Annotated in this window: 23 protein-coding genes; 12 read left to right on the top strand and 11 right to left on the bottom strand. The window is 75.0% G+C overall.

What is annotated here, in order from left to right:
* Positions 1-588, top strand: a 588-nt coding sequence (locus E1200_RS33800) for a hypothetical protein (protein ID WP_207933413.1), incomplete at its 5' end; no start/stop codon positions are given.
* A gap of 144 nt (positions 589-732) precedes the next feature.
* Here E1200_RS33800 and E1200_RS18380 read toward each other — a convergent pair.
* The 6 genes from E1200_RS18380 to E1200_RS18355 all read right to left on the bottom strand — a co-directional run bounded on the left by E1200_RS18380 (position 733) and on the right by E1200_RS18355 (position 4,601).
* Positions 733-1,191 carry a thioesterase family protein gene (locus E1200_RS18380; protein WP_165950367.1) on the bottom strand — a complete coding sequence of 153 codons (459 nt, stop codon included), beginning with the start codon at positions 1,189-1,191 and terminating at the stop codon, positions 733-735.
* A 15-nt stretch (positions 1,192-1,206) separates the two neighbouring features.
* On the bottom strand, positions 1,207-2,472 hold the full coding sequence (locus tag E1200_RS18375; protein WP_243708662.1) for a DUF6596 domain-containing protein: 1,266 nt from the start codon (positions 2,470-2,472) through the stop codon (positions 1,207-1,209).
* Entirely contained in the window at positions 2,469-2,864 is a 396-nt protein-coding gene (locus E1200_RS18370) for a YciI family protein (protein ID WP_131953267.1), read from the bottom strand. The genes E1200_RS18375 and E1200_RS18370 overlap by 4 nt, the downstream gene beginning before the upstream one ends.
* Positions 2,865-2,880: 16 nt before the next feature.
* On the bottom strand, positions 2,881-3,264 hold the full coding sequence (locus E1200_RS18365) for a VOC family protein (protein WP_131953266.1): 384 nt from the start codon (positions 3,262-3,264) through the stop codon (positions 2,881-2,883).
* Between the two features lie 97 nt (positions 3,265-3,361).
* Entirely contained in the window at positions 3,362-3,724 is a 363-nt protein-coding gene (locus E1200_RS18360) for a nuclear transport factor 2 family protein (protein ID WP_131953265.1), read from the bottom strand.
* A 103-nt stretch (positions 3,725-3,827) separates the two neighbouring features.
* Positions 3,828-4,601, bottom strand: a complete 774-nt coding sequence (locus E1200_RS18355; protein ID WP_131953264.1) for an NYN domain-containing protein — start codon at positions 4,599-4,601, stop codon at positions 3,828-3,830.
* A 123-nt stretch (positions 4,602-4,724) separates the two neighbouring features.
* Between E1200_RS18355 and E1200_RS18350 the strand changes: the two genes are divergently transcribed.
* The 7 genes from E1200_RS18350 to E1200_RS18320 all read left to right on the top strand — a co-directional run bounded on the left by E1200_RS18350 (position 4,725) and on the right by E1200_RS18320 (position 10,692).
* Positions 4,725-5,942 carry a helix-turn-helix transcriptional regulator gene (locus E1200_RS18350; RefSeq protein ID WP_131953263.1) on the top strand — a complete coding sequence of 406 codons (1,218 nt, stop codon included), beginning with the start codon at positions 4,725-4,727 and terminating at the stop codon, positions 5,940-5,942.
* A gap of 106 nt (positions 5,943-6,048) precedes the next feature.
* Positions 6,049-6,288 (top strand): hypothetical protein, encoded by a 240-nt coding sequence (locus E1200_RS18345; RefSeq protein WP_131953262.1) that lies wholly within the window; start codon positions 6,049-6,051, stop codon positions 6,286-6,288.
* Positions 6,285-6,488, top strand: a complete 204-nt coding sequence (locus E1200_RS18340; RefSeq protein ID WP_131953261.1) for a hypothetical protein — start codon at positions 6,285-6,287, stop codon at positions 6,486-6,488. Before E1200_RS18345 ends, E1200_RS18340 begins: the two co-directional genes overlap by 4 nt.
* Positions 6,482-6,793, top strand: a complete 312-nt coding sequence (locus tag E1200_RS18335; protein ID WP_131953260.1) for a hypothetical protein — start codon at positions 6,482-6,484, stop codon at positions 6,791-6,793. Before E1200_RS18340 ends, E1200_RS18335 begins: the two co-directional genes overlap by 7 nt.
* The gene (locus E1200_RS18330) at positions 6,790-7,335 is read left to right on the top strand and encodes a YdeI/OmpD-associated family protein (protein WP_131953259.1); all 546 of its coding nucleotides are present in this window, start codon (positions 6,790-6,792) and stop codon (positions 7,333-7,335) included. The genes E1200_RS18335 and E1200_RS18330 overlap by 4 nt, the downstream gene beginning before the upstream one ends.
* A 218-nt stretch (positions 7,336-7,553) precedes the next feature.
* Positions 7,554-8,717, top strand: coding sequence for an AI-2E family transporter (locus E1200_RS18325; RefSeq protein ID WP_131953258.1), 1,164 nt, complete (start codon positions 7,554-7,556; stop codon positions 8,715-8,717).
* Positions 8,718-8,817: 100 nt separating this feature from the next.
* Positions 8,818-10,692, top strand: a complete 1,875-nt coding sequence (locus E1200_RS18320; RefSeq protein WP_131953257.1) for a glycoside hydrolase family 3 protein — start codon at positions 8,818-8,820, stop codon at positions 10,690-10,692.
* Between the two features lie 132 nt (positions 10,693-10,824).
* Here the strand turns inward: E1200_RS18320 and E1200_RS18315 are convergent, their stop codons facing one another.
* The 5 genes from E1200_RS18315 to E1200_RS18295 all read right to left on the bottom strand — a co-directional run bounded on the left by E1200_RS18315 (position 10,825) and on the right by E1200_RS18295 (position 14,903).
* On the bottom strand, positions 10,825-11,874 hold the full coding sequence (locus tag E1200_RS18315; protein ID WP_131953256.1) for an alpha/beta hydrolase-fold protein: 1,050 nt from the start codon (positions 11,872-11,874) through the stop codon (positions 10,825-10,827).
* 180 nt (positions 11,875-12,054) lie between these two features.
* Positions 12,055-12,621 carry a GNAT family protein gene (locus E1200_RS18310; RefSeq protein ID WP_131953255.1) on the bottom strand — a complete coding sequence of 189 codons (567 nt, stop codon included), beginning with the start codon at positions 12,619-12,621 and terminating at the stop codon, positions 12,055-12,057.
* A gap of 73 nt (positions 12,622-12,694) precedes the next feature.
* Positions 12,695-13,768 carry a YihY/virulence factor BrkB family protein gene (locus E1200_RS18305; protein WP_131953254.1) on the bottom strand — a complete coding sequence of 358 codons (1,074 nt, stop codon included), beginning with the start codon at positions 13,766-13,768 and terminating at the stop codon, positions 12,695-12,697.
* 56 nt (positions 13,769-13,824) lie between these two features.
* On the bottom strand, positions 13,825-14,358 hold the full coding sequence (locus tag E1200_RS18300; protein WP_131953253.1) for a DUF3618 domain-containing protein: 534 nt from the start codon (positions 14,356-14,358) through the stop codon (positions 13,825-13,827).
* A complete protein-coding gene (locus E1200_RS18295) occupies positions 14,355-14,903 on the bottom strand; it encodes a phage holin family protein (protein WP_131953252.1) in 549 nt (182 codons plus the stop codon). Before E1200_RS18295 ends, E1200_RS18300 begins: the two co-directional genes overlap by 4 nt.
* A 178-nt stretch (positions 14,904-15,081) precedes the next feature.
* Between E1200_RS18295 and E1200_RS18290 the strand changes: the two genes are divergently transcribed.
* The 4 genes from E1200_RS18290 to E1200_RS18275 form a co-directional block, all read left to right on the top strand.
* Positions 15,082-15,693: a TetR/AcrR family transcriptional regulator gene (locus E1200_RS18290; RefSeq protein ID WP_131953251.1), complete on the top strand. Its 612-nt coding sequence runs from the start codon at positions 15,082-15,084 to the stop codon at positions 15,691-15,693.
* A 247-nt stretch (positions 15,694-15,940) separates the two neighbouring features.
* Positions 15,941-17,386 carry a rifampin monooxygenase gene (gene rox, locus E1200_RS18285; protein WP_131953250.1) on the top strand — a complete coding sequence of 482 codons (1,446 nt, stop codon included), beginning with the start codon at positions 15,941-15,943 and terminating at the stop codon, positions 17,384-17,386.
* Between the two features lie 63 nt (positions 17,387-17,449).
* Positions 17,450-17,815, top strand: a complete 366-nt coding sequence (locus tag E1200_RS18280; RefSeq protein WP_131953249.1) for a hypothetical protein — start codon at positions 17,450-17,452, stop codon at positions 17,813-17,815.
* Positions 17,808-18,219: MerR family transcriptional regulator (locus tag E1200_RS18275; protein WP_243708661.1), on the top strand; the 412-nt coding region annotated here is incomplete at its 3' end. The genes E1200_RS18280 and E1200_RS18275, both read left to right, overlap by 8 nt.

Below are 18,219 nucleotides of genomic sequence, written 5' to 3'. Positions count from 1 at the left end.
GCCCTCTACAGCGCGCCCCGGCCCGAACCCCGCGGCGAGCCGCGGGCCCTGCCGCAGCGGGCGCCGCTGCCGGTCGACGCCGCCGCCGCCGCGTTCCCCCGCTTCGACGGGACGGTCGTCGTGGTGCTGGACGCCCCGGCGCCGCAGGCCGCGGCGCTGGCGAGGGTCCTGGCGCAGGTGTGCGCGCGGCTGGAGGTCATCGAGACCGGACCCGTCCCGCCCGGCGCGGCCGGTCCGGCCGCCGGGGTGCGGGACGCGGTCGCCGCCGGCCCCGACCTGGTCGCGGTCGTGTCCGGCGGCGACGGCGGCGCGCTCTTCGGTGACGCGCCCTTCGGTGACGCGCCCTTCGGTGGTCTGGCCCGCGCCGCCGTCCCGGTGGTGCTCTGCCACGCCCCGCCCGCCGGCGGCGACCCCGCCTCGGCGCCGCCGCGGCGCGGGTTCCGGCAGCCGGACGACCTCGCCGGGCTGCTGCCGTGGATGCTCGGGCACTGCACCGCCGGCGCGCCCTGGGTGCGCGCCGCGCTGCACGCACGGCTGGACGACCTCGACCGCCGCGCCGGCGGCCTCACCGCCCGCCGCGCCGCCTGACCCGCCCTTCGCCAGCAGGGGCGCGAAGAGGGGGCGCCCCGGGGGAGCGGCACCCACTTGAATCGGTGGGCGCGGGAACTGTGCCGGGCACGTCAGGCCGAACCCGATCCGGTATGCGCACGACGCCGCGGACGCGCGGGCGGACTACGCGCCCGATGGAGCGCCGGCCGCCTGTCCCGCCCCCTCCGGGCCGGTGCCGTCCATGAAGGGCTCCAGCGCCGACCGCACCCGCGGCGGCATCTCCCGCTTGGCCTTGGACGCCGGGTCGATGAACACGTGCCGCACCTCCCCGTCGGCGATCAGCCGCCCCTCCACACGGAACACCGGCCGCACCACCATGCTCGTCACGCCCAGGTGCGCGACCGGCATCGACACCTCCAGCAGGTCGTCGAACCGCGCGCCCTCCCGGAACCGGATCCGCGCCTCGGCCACCACCAGGTCGTAGCCGTCGCCGACCATCTGCCCGTAGTCGCCGACCAGCTCCCGCCACATCTCCGTGAGCGCCACGTCGTAGAAGAAGAGGTAGTGGCCGTTGAACACCACGCCCTGCTGATCGCATTCGCTGTACCGCACCCGCAGCCGATGCGTGAAAACATCACCCATGCCGGGCATCCTGCCTCATCCGGCGAGGCGCGCGGCGCGGCCGCGCAGGTACCGCCGCTCCGGCACGCTCGTCGTCAGCCGCGCCGCCGCCCGGAACTCCGCCAGCGCCCCCGCGCCGTCCCCCGCCATCTCCAGCAGGTGCGCCCGGACGGCGTGCAGCCGGTGGTGCCGCGCCATCCGCGCGTCGCCCGCCAGCGGCCCCAGCAGTTCCAGCCCCGCCCTCGGCCCCTGCGCCATCGCCACCGCGACCGCGCGGTTGAGCCGCACCACCGGTCCCGGGTCCAGCCGCTCCAGCAGCTCGTACAGCGCGACGATCTGCGGCCAGTCGGTGTCCTCCGCGCGGGCCGCCTCCGCGTGCACCGCCGCGATCGCCGCCTGCGCCTGGTACGGCCCGAGCCGCGCCCGCGCCAGCGCCCGGGTGACCAGCGCGGTGCCCTCGGCGATCGCCGCCCGGTCCCACAGGCGGCGGTCCTGCTCGGCCAGCGGGACCAGGCTCCCGTCCGCGGCGGTGCGGGCCGGGCGGCGCGCGTCGGTCAGCAGCATCAGCGCCAGCAGCCCCGCGGCCTCCCCGTCCCGCGGCAGCAGCCCGTGCAGCTCCCGCGCCAGCCGGATCGCCTCCCCGGTCAGCTCCGCGCGGTGCAGCTCCGGCCCCGAACCGGCCGTGTACCCCTCGTTGAAGACCAGGTACAGCACCCGCAGGACGGCGCGGACCCGCGCGTCCCGCTCACCCGCGGGCGGCATCGCGAACCGGCCGCCCGCCGCGCGGATCCGCTGCTTGGCGCGGGCGATGCGCTGCGCCATCGTCGCCTCCGGCACCAGGAACGCCCGCGCGACCTCCGCCGTGGTCAGCCCCCCGGCCGCCCGCAGCGTCAGCGCGACCTGCGACGGCGGCGTCAGCGCCGGATGGCAGCACAGCAGCAGCAGCGTCAGCGTGTCGTCGCCGCCCGCGGCGGGCGCGACCCGCTCGTCCGGCGGGACCCGCGCCGCCGCCCGCTCCTCCCGCCGCCGCGCCGCCGCCTCACCGCGCAGCAGATCGGTCATCCGCCGCGACGCGACCCGGATCAGCCACGCCTCCGGCCAGTCGGGCACCCCCTCACGCGGCCAGTGCTGCGCCGCCGCCAGCAGCGCCTCCTGCACCGCGTCCTCGGCGGTCTCGAACCGGCCCGAGCGCCGCGCCAGCGCCGCCACCGCCCGCGGCGCCGACCGGCGCAGCAGCTCCTCGACCCGCCCCGCCGGGACGGCCGCGTCCCCGGGCCCGCTCACCTCCCCGGAGCCGCTCACATCTCCAGTCCGGACGCCGTCATCACCGGGCGCACCTCCACCGCCGCGAACCGCGCGTCGGGAATCCGCGCCGCGATCTCCGCCGCCCGCTCCGGGGTGTCGCAGTCCACCACCACGTACCCGGCCAGCTGCTCCTTGGTCTCCACGAACGGGCCGTCGGTGGCCACCGGCACCCCGTCGCGCACCCGCATCGTCCGCGCCGTCACCGGATCGGCCAGCGCCGTCCCGGCCACCAGCTCGCCCGACTCGGAGATCTCGGTGAACAGCTCCTCGGCCCGCGCCGCCAGCGCGTCGCGCTCCTCCGGCGGCAGCGCGAGGAACGCCGGGTCGCGCAGGAACAGCGGATGCTCCCAGTTCTCGGCGTTGCTGTAGATCAGCAGCAGGTACTTCATCGCGTCCCCCTTCCGGTCACCCTACGACCGGCGGGCCGGCGACGCCGACGACGTTGCCCTCGGGGTCGGCGAACCACCCGACGCAGAAGTCGCCGCCCGTCCGCGGCTCCGGGCCCATCCGCCGCGTCCCGCCGAGGCTCTCCGCGCGGGCCAGCGCCGCCTCCACGTCGTCCACGCCTACGTAGAACAGCACGCGCGGCCCGAAACCGTCGCCGCCGCCGACACCGCCGGCGATCTCGGCCGCCCCCTGCCGGACGAACCCGTAGCCGCCGGGCCGCGACACCTGCGCGGTGGCGGCGTCGCCGACCTGGAACTCCCAGCCGAACAGCCCGCCGTAGAAGGCGCGCAGCCCCGCCGGGTCCGCGCCGAGGATCTCGAAGTGCACCACAGGTGCTCCCATGGCCGTGTCCCTTCTCCGGTCGCGCCCCATCTCGGGCGCCTCACCCAGAGGACGGACCCGGCCGCGGCCTCCTCGACATCCCCGGCCGACCTTTTCCCTACCGCGGTGCGGCGAACTCGGGCTGGTCCAGGACGCGCAGCCAGCTGCCGTCGGGCTGGCGCCGCGCGACCTGCGCGCGGGCGCCGGCCCCGTCGCGCGGCGGCGTCGAGGTGAGCGCCAGGTCCCCGCTGACCAGCGTCGGCAGCGGCTCCTCCGGCTCGAACCGCGGCCGGCTCCGCAGCACCCGCTCCCACAGCTCCCGGATCGCCTCGCGCCCCACCGTCCGCGCCCCCGGCGGGTAGGCCAGCACCGCGTCCACCTCGTAGAGCGCGGCCACGCCCGCCGCGTCCCCGGCGTTGGATCGCTCCACGAACAGGCGGGTGATGTCCTCCGGCCGCATGGCCTTCTCGCGTTCGGTCATGGTTCCCCCTTGTCTCCGGTCTCCGTCATCTCCATCGTCGGCGCCGCCATCGCCAGAAGTCAAAGAGATGAAACTTCTAGGATCCAGAAGGAGGGCTTATGGATCAGGGACGCCTTGCCTGGCGCCGCTTGTCGCGCACATAGAGGATCTTCGACTTGCCGTCGCCGGGACTGCGGCGGTCCAGCTCGAACAGCGTCGTCGCCCCGATCAGGTCGCTGAGCTTGGCGTAGCCGTAGTTGCGGGAGTCGAACTCGGGACGCTGCTTGGTGATGATGTGCCCCACCGACGCCAGCGAGGCCCACCCGTCCTCGTCCGACGCGCCCTCCACGGCGTTGCGCAGCAGGTTCACCAGCGCCGAGTCCTGCTTCAGCGCCGCCGCCGACGACGGCGGCGCCGGCTTGAGCGCCACCGCCTCCGGCTCGGCCGAGACCTGGTCGTAGACCAGGTTCTCGACGTAGATGAACTTGTCGCACGCCGCCACGAACGGCTTGGGCGTCTTGCGCTCCCCGAACCCGTACACGGTCAGGCCCGACTCGCGGATCCGCGCGGCCAGCCGGGTGAAGTCGCTGTCGCTGGACACCAGGCAGAACCCGTCGAACCGGTCGGAGTACAGCAGGTCCATCGCGTCGATGACCATCGCCGCGTCCGTGGCGTTCTTCCCGGTGGTGTAGGCGAACTGCTGCACCGGCTGGATCGACTGGGCCAGCAGATGCTCCTTCCAGCCCCGCAGGCTCGTCCCCGTCCAGTCGCCGTAGGCGCGCTTGACATGGGCGGTGCCGTACTTGGCGACCTCCGCCAGCAGCCCCTCGATCATCGCCGCCGGAGCGTTGTCGGCGTCGATGAGCACCGCCAGCCGGGCGGCGTTGTCGCTGACCATCTCACTCCCTCCCCTGGGCCGCAGGGCCGCGGGCCGGCCGCGCCGATTCGCCCATCACTTGCCCTGACGTGCATTCCCGTGCCGCCGTAGCCTAAGGGGCGGGGACCGAGCAGGAGGTGCGACGTGCACGACGAGACCACCATCGGGGCCCGGCTGCGCGCCCTGCGCCGCTGGCGCGGCATGACCCTCGACCAGCTCGCCGGGCAGGCCGGCCTGTCCAAGTCCTTCCTGTCCATGGCCGAACGCGGGCAGCGGAGCCTGGACCGCCGGTCCCACATCTCCGCGCTCGCCGAGGCGCTGCGGGTCTCGGAGACCGAGCTTGCGGGCGGCCCCCACCTCGGCCGGGACCCCGCGCGGGCCGATCCGCACGCCGTCATCCCGCCGATCAGGACGGCCCTGCAGACCAACGACCTCACCGCCCCCGCCGTCGGACGGGCCCGCCCGCTGCCCGAACTCGCCGCGGAGATGCACCGCGTCGAGCCCCACCACCAAGCCTGCGACTACATAGAGGTCGGCCGCGTCCTGCCCGGCCTGCTGGACGAACTCCACCTGCACGCCGCCGGACCGGCGGACGAGGCGGCGCACCGGCTCGCGCTGGAGACGCTCGTCGACGCGTGCGTCGCCGCCACCTTCACCGCCAAGGACCTCGGCTATCCGGACCTGGCGCACCTGGCGGCCGTCCGCGCCGAACAGGCCGCCGCGCTCCTGGACGACCCGGTCCGCCGCGGGCAGACCGACTTCCTGCGCATCCACACCATGCCGCGCGCCGGCTCCTGGGACCGGACGCTGTCGGCCGCCGAACGCGCCGCCGACCGCCTGGAACCCCACGCCAGGGCCGGACTCGGCCGCCAGGTGCTCGGCATGATCACCCTGTCGGCCTCGCTCGCCGCCGCGGTCACCCACGACAGCGCACGCGCCACCCGATGGATCGGCGAGGCGGCCCGCATCGCCCGCACCGTGCCCGACACGCCCGACGAGAACTGGATGAGCTTCTCGGCGACGAACGTCGGCGTGTGGAACGTCGCGGTCAACGTCGAATGCGGCCGCCGAGGCGGCGCCGTGCTCGAACTCGCCCGCGAGGTGGACGAGGCCAAGCTCTCCGGCAAGCACGGCAGGCACGCCGCGTTCCTTGCCGACGTCGGCCGCGGCCTGGCACGCGACCGCAAGACCAGGGCCGAGGCGGTCCGCTGGCTGCGCCGCGCCGAGAACGCCGCCCCCCAGTGGATCCGCAACCACGGACCGGTGCGCGAGTCCGTGGCCGTCCTGCTCAGCCAGGCCCGCGCCGAAGCGGGCGGCCGGGAACTGCGCGGGATGGCCGCCCGCATGGGCCTCCCGCACTGACCCGGCACGGCTCACACCTCGCCCGCTCATCCACGTCCGGCCCGGAACCGGGGCTGGTTCACACTTGTGAACAAGCGGAGTGTTGCTCCGCTTACTGTCCGTGTTCATGGACACGATCTACGCACTTGGGCGGCTTGCGGCCGAGCTCGACTCGCGGGGGTGGCGGACCACTCTGCGGGACGACCGCCTCACCGTCGCCAACCCCGCCGCGCCGCGCCTCAACGACTCCATCACCAGCGACGGGCGCGTCTTCCGCTGGGCGTGGGGCCAGGGAATCGGGCCAGTGGACGAGGTTCCCGGCGCGGCCGACCGCATCGTCCACGTCCTGCGCTCGGTCGAGCCGTGACGTGCGACGACACCGCGGTCGATCTGCCGGCGGCGTGGCGGTACTCCGGGGTCGTCACCTGGTACGGGCGGCAGACCCGGCGCTGGTGGGCCCTGGTCCCGTGGCCGTCGGCGAGGCACGGCGCCCTGCTCGTCGAGGCGGCCGGGGAGCGGGAGCTGGCGTGGTACGTCCGGGAGCTGCTGGAGGGGGCGCGGTGGTGAACGCCGTCGGGCGGCTGGACCGGCTCGGCGCCGCGCTGGCCCGGGCCGGGTGGTCGGTGCGGCTGCGCTACCGCCCGCCGATCCTGCACGTCCACTCGCAGGACGCCCCGCACGTCGGGGAGAGCGTCACCGTCCGGACCGGGCCGGACGGGCGGGCGTGGTTCTGGTCCTCGACCGGGCGGGGGCTCGCGCCGTGCTCCGACGTCCGCGGCGCCCGCGCCGGGGTCGCCGCGCTGCTCGGGGCGGTCGTGCCCGCTCCCCGCAGGCGCAGATTGTCGGTGCGGGGTGTCATCCTGGGACGATGATGCACTTCGCGGACGCCGCCGAGTGGGAGGCGTGGCTGGCCGCCAACCACGAGGGCGACGGCGGCGCCTGGCTGAAGATCGCTAAGAAGGGGTCCCCGGCCACCTCCGTCACGATCGGCGAAGCGCTGGACGTCGCGCTGTGCTACGGGTGGATCGACAGCCAGCGCAAGTCCTGCGACGAGCACTTCTACCTGCAGCGGTACTCGCGCCGCCGCAGGGGCAGCCCGTGGTCGCGGGTCAACGTCGAGCGGGTCGAGGCGCTGACCGCGGCCGGGCGGATGCGTCCGCCCGGCCTCGCCGAGGTCGCCGCCGCGAAGGCCGACGGCCGGTGGGACGCCGCCTACACCGCCCAGCGCGACGCCGCCGTCCCGCCCGACCTGGCCGAGGCCCTCGCCGCCAGCCCCGACGCCGCCGCCCGCTTCGAGGCGCTCGGCAAGACCGAACGGTACCGATTGATCCTGCCGCTGCTGAAGGCCAGGACCCCCGCCGGACGCGAGGCCCGCCTCGCCAGGGCGATCTCCGACCTGCTGAACCGCGGCTGACCCCGCCGGAGCCTCCCCGGACGGACCGCCGGTGCCTTGCCGCGCCGCCCGTCCAGGTGGCCCTGGACGGGCGCGGCCTCTTACAGCCGAGCGGCCGCTGACGCCCCCCGACCGGGTGCTGCGGGTGTGCGGCGGGTTCTCCAAGTCGCCGTAAAGATCGGGCACGGGGTGGGGCGGGACGTCCGGAACGGGCGGTGCGGCGCGGTTAGCGTGCGGGCATGGCGCAGCCGCCCGCCGACGTCCCGCCCGGGATCCGCGCCGCACCGGACGGCGGCGGCGCGCACCGGATGCCGCCCTGGCTGCCGAAGGCGTTCGTGCTCGCCGGGGCCGTCGTCCTGGGGTTCATGGCGCTGCTGTGGCTGCTGCAGCGGCTGCGGGAACTGCTGCTGCTCCTGCTGATCTCGCTGTTCCTGTCGTTCGCGATCGAACCGGCCGTGACCTGGCTGGCCCGGCACCGGTGGCGGCGCGGCCCCGCCACCGCGCTGATGTTCCTGGTCATCGGGCTGCTGGTCGCCGGGTTCCTCGGCGGTATCGGGTCGCTGCTGGCCGTGCAGGCCGCCGACCTGATCGACGGGTTCCCCGGATACGTCCGCCAGGTCACCGGATGGGTCAACGGCACCTTCGGCACCGACCTGCGGCACGACGAGCTGCAGGAGCGGCTGCCCGCCGTCACCGGGGAGCTGTCGCGGCACCTGTCGTCGCTGGCGGCCAACGTGTGGGGAATCGGCGCCACCGCCTTCGGCGTGGTGTTCAAAACCCTCGGCGTGCTGCTGTTCACCTTCTACCTGTCGGCCGAGGGCCCCCGGTTCCGCCGGACGGTGTGCTCGGTGCTGCCGGCCCGCCACCAGCTGCAGGTGCTGCGGGCCTGGGAGATCGCCGTCGGCAAGACCGGCGGGTACATCTACTCGCGCGGGCTGCTGGCCCTGGTCTCCGGCATCGCCCACTACGCCGTCATGGCCGCGCTCGGCATCCCCTACGCCGCCGTCCTCGCGGTATGGGCCGGGGTGGTGTCGCAGTTCATCCCCGCCATCGGCACCTACCTCGCCGGCGCGGTGCCCGTGCTGGTCGCGCTGACCGAGGGCGCCTCGGCCGCGCTGTGGATGCTGCTGTTCATCGTCGGCTACCAGCAGCTGGAGAACTACCTCCTGCAGCCCCGCATCACCGCCCGCACCGTCGACGTGCACCCCGCCGTCGCGTTCGGGCTGGTCCTGGCCGGCGCCGCCGTCGCCGGGCCCATCGGGGTGCTGCTGGCCGTGCCGTTCGGCGCGACCGTGCAGGCGTTCGCCGGCGCGTTCGTCCGCCGCTACGGCATCGCCGAGCACCCGCTGACCGAACCCGACCCGCCCGGCGGGCACTGGTGGCGCTGGCTGCGCCGCCACTGATGTCGTCGGTCTTTGCCGTGGACGGCGCCGCCGCCGGGGGTTAGCGTGCGGGGAGAACCCTTGATCATCCACCGTTCCCGGGGGGCCGGAGGGAGCCGACATGCACCGTCCCCGCACGCGCCGCCGCCTGCTCGCCGGGTTCACCGCGGGCGCCCTCGCCGCCGGCGCGCTGACCGCCGCGACCGCCTCCGCCGCCCAGGCCGCACCGCCCGACGGCGGACACGGCACCGGACACGGCACCGGGCACGGGAAGGACCCCCGGCTCATGCGGGTCGTCCGGTCGATGACGCTGGAGGAGAAGGCCGCCCAGCTGTTCGTCCTGCAGATCCACGGCCTGTCCGCCGACACCTCCGACCCCGCCGCCGTCGCCGCCAACCGCAGGCTGTACGGGGCCGACAACGCCGCGCAGGTCATGGCCCGCTACCGGCCCGGCGGGTTCATCTACTACGGCGAGAACGTCCGCGACCCCCAGCAGGTCGCCGCGTTCTCCAACGGCATCCAGCGCGCCGCGGCGGCCCAGCCGCACCGCATCCCCGCCACGATCGCCACCGACCAGGAGGGCGGCATCGTCGCCCGCCTCCAGCCGCCCGCGACCCAGTCGCCCGGCGCGATGGCCCTGGCCGCCGGGCGCCGCACCGCCGACGCCCGCGCCCTGGCCCGCATCACCGGCCGGGAACTGCGCGCCGTCGGCATCGACCAGAACTACGCGCCCGACGCCGACGTGAACGTCGACCCCGCCAACCCCGTCATCGGCGTCCGGTCCTTCGGCTCCGACCCCGGCCTGGTGGCGTCGATGGTCACCGCGCAGATCCGCGGCTACCGCTCCGCCGGGGTCACCGCCACCGCCAAGCACTTCCCCGGCCACGGCGACACCACCACCGACAGCCACGTCGGCGTCCCGCAGATCGACCACACCCGCGAGGAATGGGAGCGGCTCGACCTGCCCCCGTTCCGCGCCGCGATCGCCGCCGGCGTCGACTCGATCATGACGGCGCACATCGTCGTGCCATCCCTGGACCCCTCCGGCGACCCCGCCACCCTGTCGCGGCCCATCCTCACCGGCATCCTCCGCGAGCGGCTCGGATACCGCGGCGTCGTCGTCACCGACGCGCTCGACATGGACGGCGTCCGCGCGAAGTACGGCGACGAGCGCATCCCCGTCCTCGCGCTGAAGGCCGGCGCCGACGTGCTGCTCAAGCCGCCGGTCGGCGAGGACGGCACCGGCGCCTTCCCCCGCCAGCTCGCCGCCGTCGTCGAGGCCGTCCGGTCCGGTGAGCTGACCGAGCGGCGCATCGACGAGTCGGTGTACCGGATCCTGGCGCTCAAGCACCAGCGCGGCCTGTTCCGCGACCCCTACGCCGACCCCGCGCGGGTCGGCGAGATCGTCGGGTCGCCCGCGCACCTGGCCGCCGCCCAGCGCGCCGCCGACCGCACCACCACCCTCGTCAGGAACGACGCCGGGGTCCTGCCGCTGCGGCCCGGCGCCCGCGACGTCCTCGTCACCGGATGGGGCGTGTCCACCACCGCCGTGCTCGGCACCGAGATCGCCCGCCGCGGCGCCACCACCACCATCAGGCAGACCGGCGCCGCGCCCACCCCGGCCCAGATCGACGAGGCCGTCGCCGCCGCCCGCGAGCAGGACCTCGTCGTCGCCGTCACCAACCGCGCCTGGGACGCCGAGGACGAACCCGGCCACAACGGCCCCGGCCAGATGGACCTCGTCAAGGCGCTGCTGGCCACCGGCACGCCCGTCGTGGTCGTCGCCGTCCGCGACCCCTACGACATCGCCTGGTTCCCCGAGGCCGACACCTACCTGGCCACCTACTCCTACACCGCCGAGGCGCTGCGGTCGGCGGCCGCGGCGCTGTTCGGCGAGCTGAACCCGCGCGGGCGGCTGCCGGTCGCCATCCCCGTCCGCGACCGGCCCGGCACCGCCCTGTACCCCTTCGGGCACGGGCTGAGCTACCGCCGCTGACCCCCGGCCCGGCCCGGCGCGGGAGAAACCGGCGGCCCGGTTCCGGTGCGGCAGCCGCCGCCGCACCGGAACCGGGCCGGGTCGTTCACCGCGCCCGATCAGCCGGCGCCCGGCCGGCCACGGGCGGGACGGTCACACCTTCCGCGCGCCGATCGACTTCATCAGCGCCGGCCAGACGGACTGCGCCTCGCGGATCCACGCCGGCCAGTTGTGCCGGCCGTCGCCGTAGATGTGCGCGGTGTAGGGGATCTTCAGCTGGTCCAGCCGCCTCTTGAACTCCTGGTTGTTGGCGCCGACCGCGATCTCGCTCAGCAGCCCGATGTCCCACGGCGCCACGTTCGGGTCACCGGGGCCGGGCCGGCCCGTCGTGCCGGAGGAGAAGAAGATGCCGGTGCCGCGCAGCTTCGGCGCCAGCGCGTGCGGGTCGTGCGCCGCCCAGTTGGCGTCGTCGGCCCACGGGATGCCCCAGATCGCGAACGGGTCGGCCCCGTTGCTGGCGTTGGTGAACATCAGCAGCGCCGGGATGCCGATCGACCGCATCGACAGGATCCCGCTCAGCGACGCCGCGTACTTGAACAGCCCCGGGTGCCGCGCCGCGTAGGTGATGGCGCCCGCGCCGCCCGAGGAGTTGCCGATGGCCGCGCGCAGCGCGCCCGCGCCGTAGTTGCGCTCCATCAGCTGCCGCACCTCGGCGGTGTGGAACGTCTCCCACTTGGGCGTCCCGCCCCTGCCGTAGTTGTACCAGTCGGTGTAGGAGCCGTTGGCGCCCTCGGGCATGACGACCAGGACGTTGTACTTGGCCGCCCACGCCTCGATGTCGGTGCTCCTCGTCCAGGACGTGTAGTCGTCCTGCCCGCCGTGGAAGGCGTACAGGACGGGCCACGTCGCCTGCGAGCCGCGCTTCCAGCCCTTCGGCAGCAGGATGCGGGTCTGCACCGACTGGCCGAGCGAAGGCGAATTGATCGTGACGTCGACGGTGTTGGCGGCGACCTTCTTCTCGGCGGTGATCCGCGCCCCGGTGTCGGCCGGGACCGGCGCCGCGGCGGCCACCGCGGGCGCCGCGTGGGCGGCGCTCACGCCCACCCCGCTGAACCCGGCGGCCAGGACGGCGGCGGACGCTCCGGCCGCCAGCGAGCGGCGCAGGGCGGACGGCGGCTGCCGGCGGCGGACGGAGGAAGTCATCGGGTCTGCTCACCTCGCGGAATCGGCCCGACCCCCGCGGCCGCGCGACTCCGAAGAGTGTCCTCGCCTCCGCGGGAACGATCTACGGGCACGATTAACAAGAAATACAGCGCGCACTGTGAACATGTGAGTCATCCGCGCAGCTCCGCGAGGTGTCGCACGCGCGCATCGGCGGCGCGGTCAGCCCTTGCGGCGGGCCTCCCACTCGTGGCGGAGCATCGCGTAGATGACCTCGTCGGTCCACTCGCCCTTGACCCGCTCGTTCTGCACCAGGTGCGCCTCACGGCGCATGCCGAGCCGCTCCAGCACCCGCGCGGACGCGGTGTTGCGGCCGTCGAGCCGCCCCACCACCCGGTGCAGGCCGAGGCCCTCGAACCCCAGCCGCAGCACGACCTCGGCGGCCTCGGTCGCGAACCCCTTGCCGTGGTAGGCCGGGTTGAAGATGTACCCGATCTCGCCCTGCATGTGCTCGCGGCTGCGCCACTGCAGGTTCACCTCGCCGATCAGGTCGCCGGTCCGCCGCCGCACCACCGCCAGGACGAGCCAGTCGCCCTCCTTCTCCACGGTGGAGGCCATCATCTTCTGCTTCAGGAACGCCCGCGACTGCTCCATGTTGCGGGGTTCCCAGTACAGCAGGCGCGCCACCTCGGGCAGGGACTGGTAGGCGTACAGGCCCTCAAGGTCGTCCGCGCAGAACGGCCGGAGCGCCAGCCGCTCGGTCTCGATCGGGTAGGCCGGACGCAGCATGCGAAGGATCCTATTCACCGTGTTCGGCCTTGTGCGACCCGTGATTTCCCGGTAACGCCGCCCCGGCGGGCGGTTACGGGCGGCCGGGGCGCCGGCCGCCGCGGCCCGGCGCCGGCTCGGGGCCCGCCCGGTGCGCGCCGCCGTCGGCCCCATCGCCGGACCCGCCGCCGGAGCGGCCGTCGTCGGCGGACGCATCGTCCAGGCCCATGTCGCGGCGCTGCTCGTCACCGAACGCGCGGGTGTCGCGGAACTCCACGTAGGGGTCCTCCCCGGCGGACTCGCCGCCGGCGGCGATGGCGCGGCCCCGCTCCAGCTCGGCGTTCACCTCGGCGCCCAGCAGGATCGCCAGGTTGGTGATCCACAGCCACACCAGGAAGATGATCACACCGGCGATGCTGCCGTAGGTCTTGTTGTAGGAGCCGAAGTTCGCCACGTACAGCGCGAACACGCCCGACGCCGCCAGCCACAGCAGCACCGCCAGGATCCCGCCCGGCGTCACCCACCGGAAGCGCCGCTTGGCGTTGGGGCCCGCCCAGTACAGCAGCGAGAACAGCAGGCTGATCACCAGCAGCATCACCGGCCACTTGGCGATGTTCCACACGGTGACCGCCTGGGACCCGAGGCCGAGGAAGTCGCCGACCTGGCGGGCCAGCCCGCCCGACACCACCACCGCGACCGCCGACGCCGACAGCCCGATCAGCGCCAGCAGCGTCACCATGATCCGCAGCGGGATCGTCTTCCAGAACGGGCGGCCCTCGGGGATGTCGTAGACGATGTTGGACGCCTTCATGAACGCGCCCACATACCCCGACGCCGACCACACCGCGCCGGCCAGGCCCAGCAGCGCCGCCACCCCGGCGCCCCCGGTGCCCTGCAGCCCCTGGATGGCACTGATCAGCAGGTCGCCGACCTCGCCCGGCGCCAGGTCGCTGACACTGGCGATCAGGTCGTCGGTCGCCGACCGGCCCGTCAGGCCCACCAGCGACACCACCACCAGGATCGCCGGGAAGATCGACAGGATGGAGTAGTAGGTCAGCGCGGCGGCCCAGGCCGGCAGCTCGTCGTTCTTGAACTCGGTCACCGCCCGCTTGAGCGCGTCCTTCCAGGAGGTCGCCGGGAGCGCGGTGGGGCTGCCGGGATCGGGCATGACCTGGCCTTCTCTCACGATGCGTCGAATGGGGGAGTGTTGTCAGCGGGCGGGTCTCACCAGGGTCTACGGGTCCGCTTCACCTTGACCGGCTGCTTCTGCGCCGAGCGGAACACGACCCGCACCGGAGCCTTGCGCCCCCGGCCCGGCTTCGCCTTGCCGGGCATCCCCGCCTTGCCGGCCGTCTTGGCCCTGGCGCCGGCCTTCGCCGCGGAACCCAGCCCCGACGCGGCGCCCCGCTTCACCCTGGAGCCCACCCGCGCCCGGGAGGCGCGGCGCCGGCGCACCAGCACCGCCGTCAGCGCGACCGCGCCCGCGCCGGCGATCAGCATGCCGCCCCGCTTGGCCGAATCGCTCCCGCCCGCCTCCTTGACCCGCGCGGTGGCCTCCTTGGCCCGCTCCTGCGCCTGCGCGGCGGTATCGCGCATCCTGCTCTTGGCCTCGTCGGCCTTCTGCCTGGCCACCGCCTTCACATCGGCCTTGGCGGCCAGCTGCTCGACCGTGTCCCCGAGGTCGTTGCGCGCCCGGTCGACCTCCTGGCGCAGCTCCTCGGTCCCGGCCTCGGCGCCGTGCTTGCCCTGCGTGGTCATCGGTGCGTCGCCCTCTCCTTCAACTCGGCCACCGCATGCTTCGCCTCGTCCATCGCCTGCTCGGGCTTGGCCGGGGCGGCGCGCCTGGCCTGCGAGCGGCCCAGCATCGCCAGGACGCCGGCGACCAGCAGCAGCGCCGCGCCGACGATGAGCGCGGACGCCCACACCGGCAGCGCCACCGCGATCGCGGCGATCACCGCGGCGATCAGCGCCCCGACCCCGTACAGCGCCACCAGCGCGGCGCCGCCGAACATGCCCGCGCCGGTCCCGGCGTGGCGGCCCTTGTCCTTCAGCTCGGCCACCGCCAGCCGCAGCTCGGCGCGCAGCAGGTCCGACACCTGCCGCGTCGCCTGCTTGATCAGCTCCCCGGTGCCCGCGTCGTGGTCACCGCCGTGGCCGTCGCCGCGGAACCCGGGGGCGCGCCCGTGGTCCTGCCCGTGGTCCTGCCGGTGCACGCCCGCGGTCCCGTCCCCGGTCGCGGTGTCCGCCGCGGTGCCGGGTGCGGTGGCGCCCCTGCCGTCCTGTGCCGGCCGCGTGATGCTCATAGCTCCGGCCTCCTCGCATCGTTGTCGAAGCCTGGGCTAGAGCCGTTCCCCCTGCTCGTGCCCTAAACGTGACGGCCCGGGCGACCGCCCTCGTCCCGGGCCGCACCCGCACCCGGTTAACGCAACAGCCGTGGCGTTAAGCTGGACGGATGCGGAACCCGAGCAGCCGAGGCCGCCGATGACCGGGCAGGTGACCGGGCCGGGGACCGTCCGGCCCGGCGGCCGGACCGCGCGGGTGCGCGACGCCGTCCGGCAGGCGACGCTCGCCGAACTCGCCGAACACGGCTACGCGGGACTCACCGTGGACGCGGTCGCCGCGCGGTCGGGCGTCCACAAGACCACCGTCTACCGGCGCTGGCGCAGCGCCGACGGGCTCGTCGCCGACGCCCTCGACCTCGCCGCCGGCGAGCCGTGGCCGGTGCCCGACACCGGCACCCTCGACGGCGACCTGCGCGCCATCGCCCGGCTCGTCCTGGCCGGGTTCACCGACCCCGCGCAGGGGCCCGTCGCCCGCGCGTTCGTCCTGGCCGCCGCGCAGAGCGCCGCCGCGGCCCGCGCCCTGCACGCCTTCTTCGCGCGGCGGCACGAGCAGTCCGCGGTGGTCGTGGAGCGGGCGGCCGAGCGCGGCGAGGTGCCCGCCGGGACCGACGCCGCCGAGGTCGTCCGGGTCGCCGTCGCGCCGCTGTACTACCGGCTGCTGGTCACCGGGGAGCCGGCCGACGAGGCCGCCGCCGACCGCGCCGCCGCGTCCGCGGCCGCCGCCGCCCGTGCCGGGGCCCTCACCGGCTGACCCGGGGGAACCCGCCCGGCCTTCCGGGGAATAAGAAAAGGCAGGGAAGCCGCCTGCTCCCTGCCACTTTCAATGTATAGCAGACGGGGGGTCTTGCGGCAAGACCCCGGTCGTGCTGCACAATTTCCGTCCGTGGCCGGATCTCGCGCAATCGCTGAGACCCGGAAATGGCTGTACTCGCAGGTCAGCGCCCTGTGAAATGCACGGAACCAAAGGGCCGGAAAGCGGTCGGGAAAATGGGGGGTTCATGTTCGACGTGATCATCGCCGGGGGCGGGCCGACCGGCATGATGCTGGCCGCGGAGCTGCGGCTGCACGGCGCCGAGGTCCTGGTGGTGGAACGCGACACCGAGCCCGGCGAGATCGTGCGCTCCCTCGGCCTGCACGTGCGCAGCATCGAGATCATGGACCAGCGCGGGCTGCTGGACCGGTTCCTGGAGCACGGCACCACCTACCCGCTCGGCGGCTTCTTCGCCGCCATCGCCAAACCCGCACCCGAGGGCCTGGACACCGCCCACCCCTACGTCCTCGGCATCCCGCAGCCCGTCACCGACCGCCTGCTGGCCGAGCGCGCCGCCGAGCTCGGCGCCGATGTCCGCCGCGGCCGCGAGCTGACCGGCCTCGACCAGGACGACGACGGGGTCACCGCCGTCCTCGCCGGCGGCGCCCGGCTGCGCGCCCGGTACCTGGTCGGCTGCGACGGCGGCCGCAGCACGGTGCGGCGGCTGCTCGGCATCGGGTTCCCCGGCGAGCCGTCCACCACCGAGTCGCTGCTGGGGGAGATGGAGGCGGCCGAGGAGCCCGCGAAGATCGCCGCGATCGCCGAGCAGGTCCGCGAGACCGAGAAGCGGTTCGGGATCGGGCCCATCGGCGGCGGGCTCTACCGCGTCACCGTGCCCGCCGCCGGCGTCGCCGAGGACCGCGCGGTCCCGCCGACGCTGGAGGACTTCAAACAGCGGCTGCGGGCCGTCGCCGGCACCGACTTCGGCGTGCGCGCACCGCGCTGGCTGTCGCGGTTCGGCGACGCCACCCGGCAGGCCGAGCGGTACCGGGAGGGACGGGTGCTGCTGGCCGGGGACGCCGCCCACGTCCACCCGCCGACCGGCGGGCAGGGCCTCAACCTCGGCGTCCAGGACGCGTTCAACCTCGGCTGGAAACTCGCCGCAGAGGTCGCCGGGCGGGCCCCCGACGGCCTGCTGGACACCTACCACACCGAGCGGCACCCGGTCGCCGCCGACGTGCTGGACAACACCCGCGCGCAGATGGCGCTGATGTCGACCGAGCCGGGGGCGCAGGCCGTGCGGCGGCTGGTGTCGCGGCTGATGGACTTCAACGAGGTGAACCGCCACCTCACCGAGCAGATCATCGCGACCGCCGTCCGCTACGACTTCGGGGACGGGCACGAGCTGCTCGGCCGGCGGATGCCCGACGTCCGGCTCGGGCGGGGCCGCCTGTACGAGCTGACGCGCCGGGGCCGCGGGCTGCTGCTCGACCAGACCGGACGGCTCTCCGCGGCGGGCTGGGCCGACCGCGTCGACCACGTCGCCGACACCGCCGACACCGCCGGTCCCGGCGCGGGCCTGGACGTGCCCGCCGTCCTGCTGCGGCCCGACGGGCACGTCGCGTGGGCCGGCGACGACCAGGCCGGGCTGGAGGGCCCGCTGGCCCGGTGGTTCGGCCCCTCCGCGGACTGAACGCCGCAAGCCGAGCGCCGCGGACTTGCATCCGGTACCCGGGTACGGGGTTACCGTCGTCGCATGGACGTCAACGAGGTCTGGTCACCGCGGGCGTGCACGCTGCCGACGGCGCAGCGGCCCCTGCGGGTGGCCGAATTCGACGCGCTGTTCGCCGAGGCCGCGACCGGCGTGGAACGCGTCGGCACCGGCCGCACCCGCATCCGGCTGCGGCCCGGGCCGGCCGCGGCCGAGCGCGCCGCCGGGCTCGCCGCCCGCGAGACCGCCTGCTGCTCCTTCTTCACCTTCACCCTGACCGCCACCGGCGGTGAACTGGCGCTGGACGTCGCCGTCCCCGGCCCGCACACCGACGTCCTGGACGCGTTCACCGGCCGCGCCGCGGCGGCCCTCGCGGCGGCGGCCCGGCCCGGCGGGGGCCCCGGTGAGTGACGGCGGCGCCGCGGGACTGCGCAGCGGGCAGGTCGCCGCGGCCGCCGGCGTCAACCCGCAGACCCTGCGCTACTACGAGCGGCGCGGGCTGCTGGACCGCCCCGCCCGCACCCCCGGCGGGCACCGCCTGTACCCGGGCGAGACCGTCACGCTGCTGCGCGTGATCAAGACGGCGCAGCGGCTCGGGTTCACCCTCGACGAGGTCGCCGCGCTGCTGGAGCCCGCCCGCCGCGGCGCGGACGCCGGGCTCGCCGGCCGCGCCCGGGAGAAGCTCGCCGAGGTCGAGGCCCGCATCGAGGAGCTGGCCGCCGTCGCCGCGACGCTGCGGTCCGCGCTGGCCGCCGGATGCGACGACCTGGTCGCCTGCGCCGCCGAACCGGCCTGCCCGCTGCCCTTCCCCGCCC

The organism is Actinomadura sp. GC306, assembly GCF_004348665.1.
Classification (GTDB): domain Bacteria; phylum Actinomycetota; class Actinomycetes; order Streptosporangiales; family Streptosporangiaceae; genus Spirillospora.
The sequence above is the reverse complement of the archived record's forward strand: the minus strand, read 5'-3'. Positions and strand labels throughout refer to the sequence as shown.

Coding starts and splice junctions, on each gene's coding strand:
- E1200_RS18380 (WP_165950367.1), bottom strand. CDS start 1,191: ATGGGTGATGTTTTCACGCATCGGCTGCGGGTGCGGTACAGCGAATGC.
- E1200_RS18370 (WP_131953267.1), bottom strand. CDS start 2,864: ATGAAGTACCTGCTGCTGATCTACAGCAACGCCGAGAACTGGGAGCAT.
- E1200_RS18365 (WP_131953266.1), bottom strand. CDS start 3,264: ATGGGAGCACCTGTGGTGCACTTCGAGATCCTCGGCGCGGACCCGGCG.
- E1200_RS18360 (WP_131953265.1), bottom strand. CDS start 3,724: ATGACCGAACGCGAGAAGGCCATGCGGCCGGAGGACATCACCCGCCTG.
- E1200_RS18355 (WP_131953264.1), bottom strand. CDS start 4,601: ATGGTCAGCGACAACGCCGCCCGGCTGGCGGTGCTCATCGACGCCGAC.
- E1200_RS18345 (WP_131953262.1), top strand. CDS start 6,049: ATGGACACGATCTACGCACTTGGGCGGCTTGCGGCCGAGCTCGACTCG.
- E1200_RS18330 (WP_131953259.1), top strand. CDS start 6,790: ATGATGCACTTCGCGGACGCCGCCGAGTGGGAGGCGTGGCTGGCCGCC.
- E1200_RS18325 (WP_131953258.1), top strand. CDS start 7,554: ATGGCGCAGCCGCCCGCCGACGTCCCGCCCGGGATCCGCGCCGCACCG.
- E1200_RS18320 (WP_131953257.1), top strand. CDS start 8,818: ATGCACCGTCCCCGCACGCGCCGCCGCCTGCTCGCCGGGTTCACCGCG.
- E1200_RS18315 (WP_131953256.1), bottom strand. CDS start 11,874: ATGACTTCCTCCGTCCGCCGCCGGCAGCCGCCGTCCGCCCTGCGCCGC.
- E1200_RS18310 (WP_131953255.1), bottom strand. CDS start 12,621: ATGCTGCGTCCGGCCTACCCGATCGAGACCGAGCGGCTGGCGCTCCGG.
- E1200_RS18305 (WP_131953254.1), bottom strand. CDS start 13,768: ATGCCCGATCCCGGCAGCCCCACCGCGCTCCCGGCGACCTCCTGGAAG.
- E1200_RS18300 (WP_131953253.1), bottom strand. CDS start 14,358: ATGACCACGCAGGGCAAGCACGGCGCCGAGGCCGGGACCGAGGAGCTG.
- E1200_RS18295 (WP_131953252.1), bottom strand. CDS start 14,903: ATGAGCATCACGCGGCCGGCACAGGACGGCAGGGGCGCCACCGCACCC.
- E1200_RS18290 (WP_131953251.1), top strand. CDS start 15,082: ATGACCGGGCAGGTGACCGGGCCGGGGACCGTCCGGCCCGGCGGCCGG.
- rox (WP_131953250.1), top strand. CDS start 15,941: ATGTTCGACGTGATCATCGCCGGGGGCGGGCCGACCGGCATGATGCTG.
- E1200_RS18280 (WP_131953249.1), top strand. CDS start 17,450: ATGGACGTCAACGAGGTCTGGTCACCGCGGGCGTGCACGCTGCCGACG.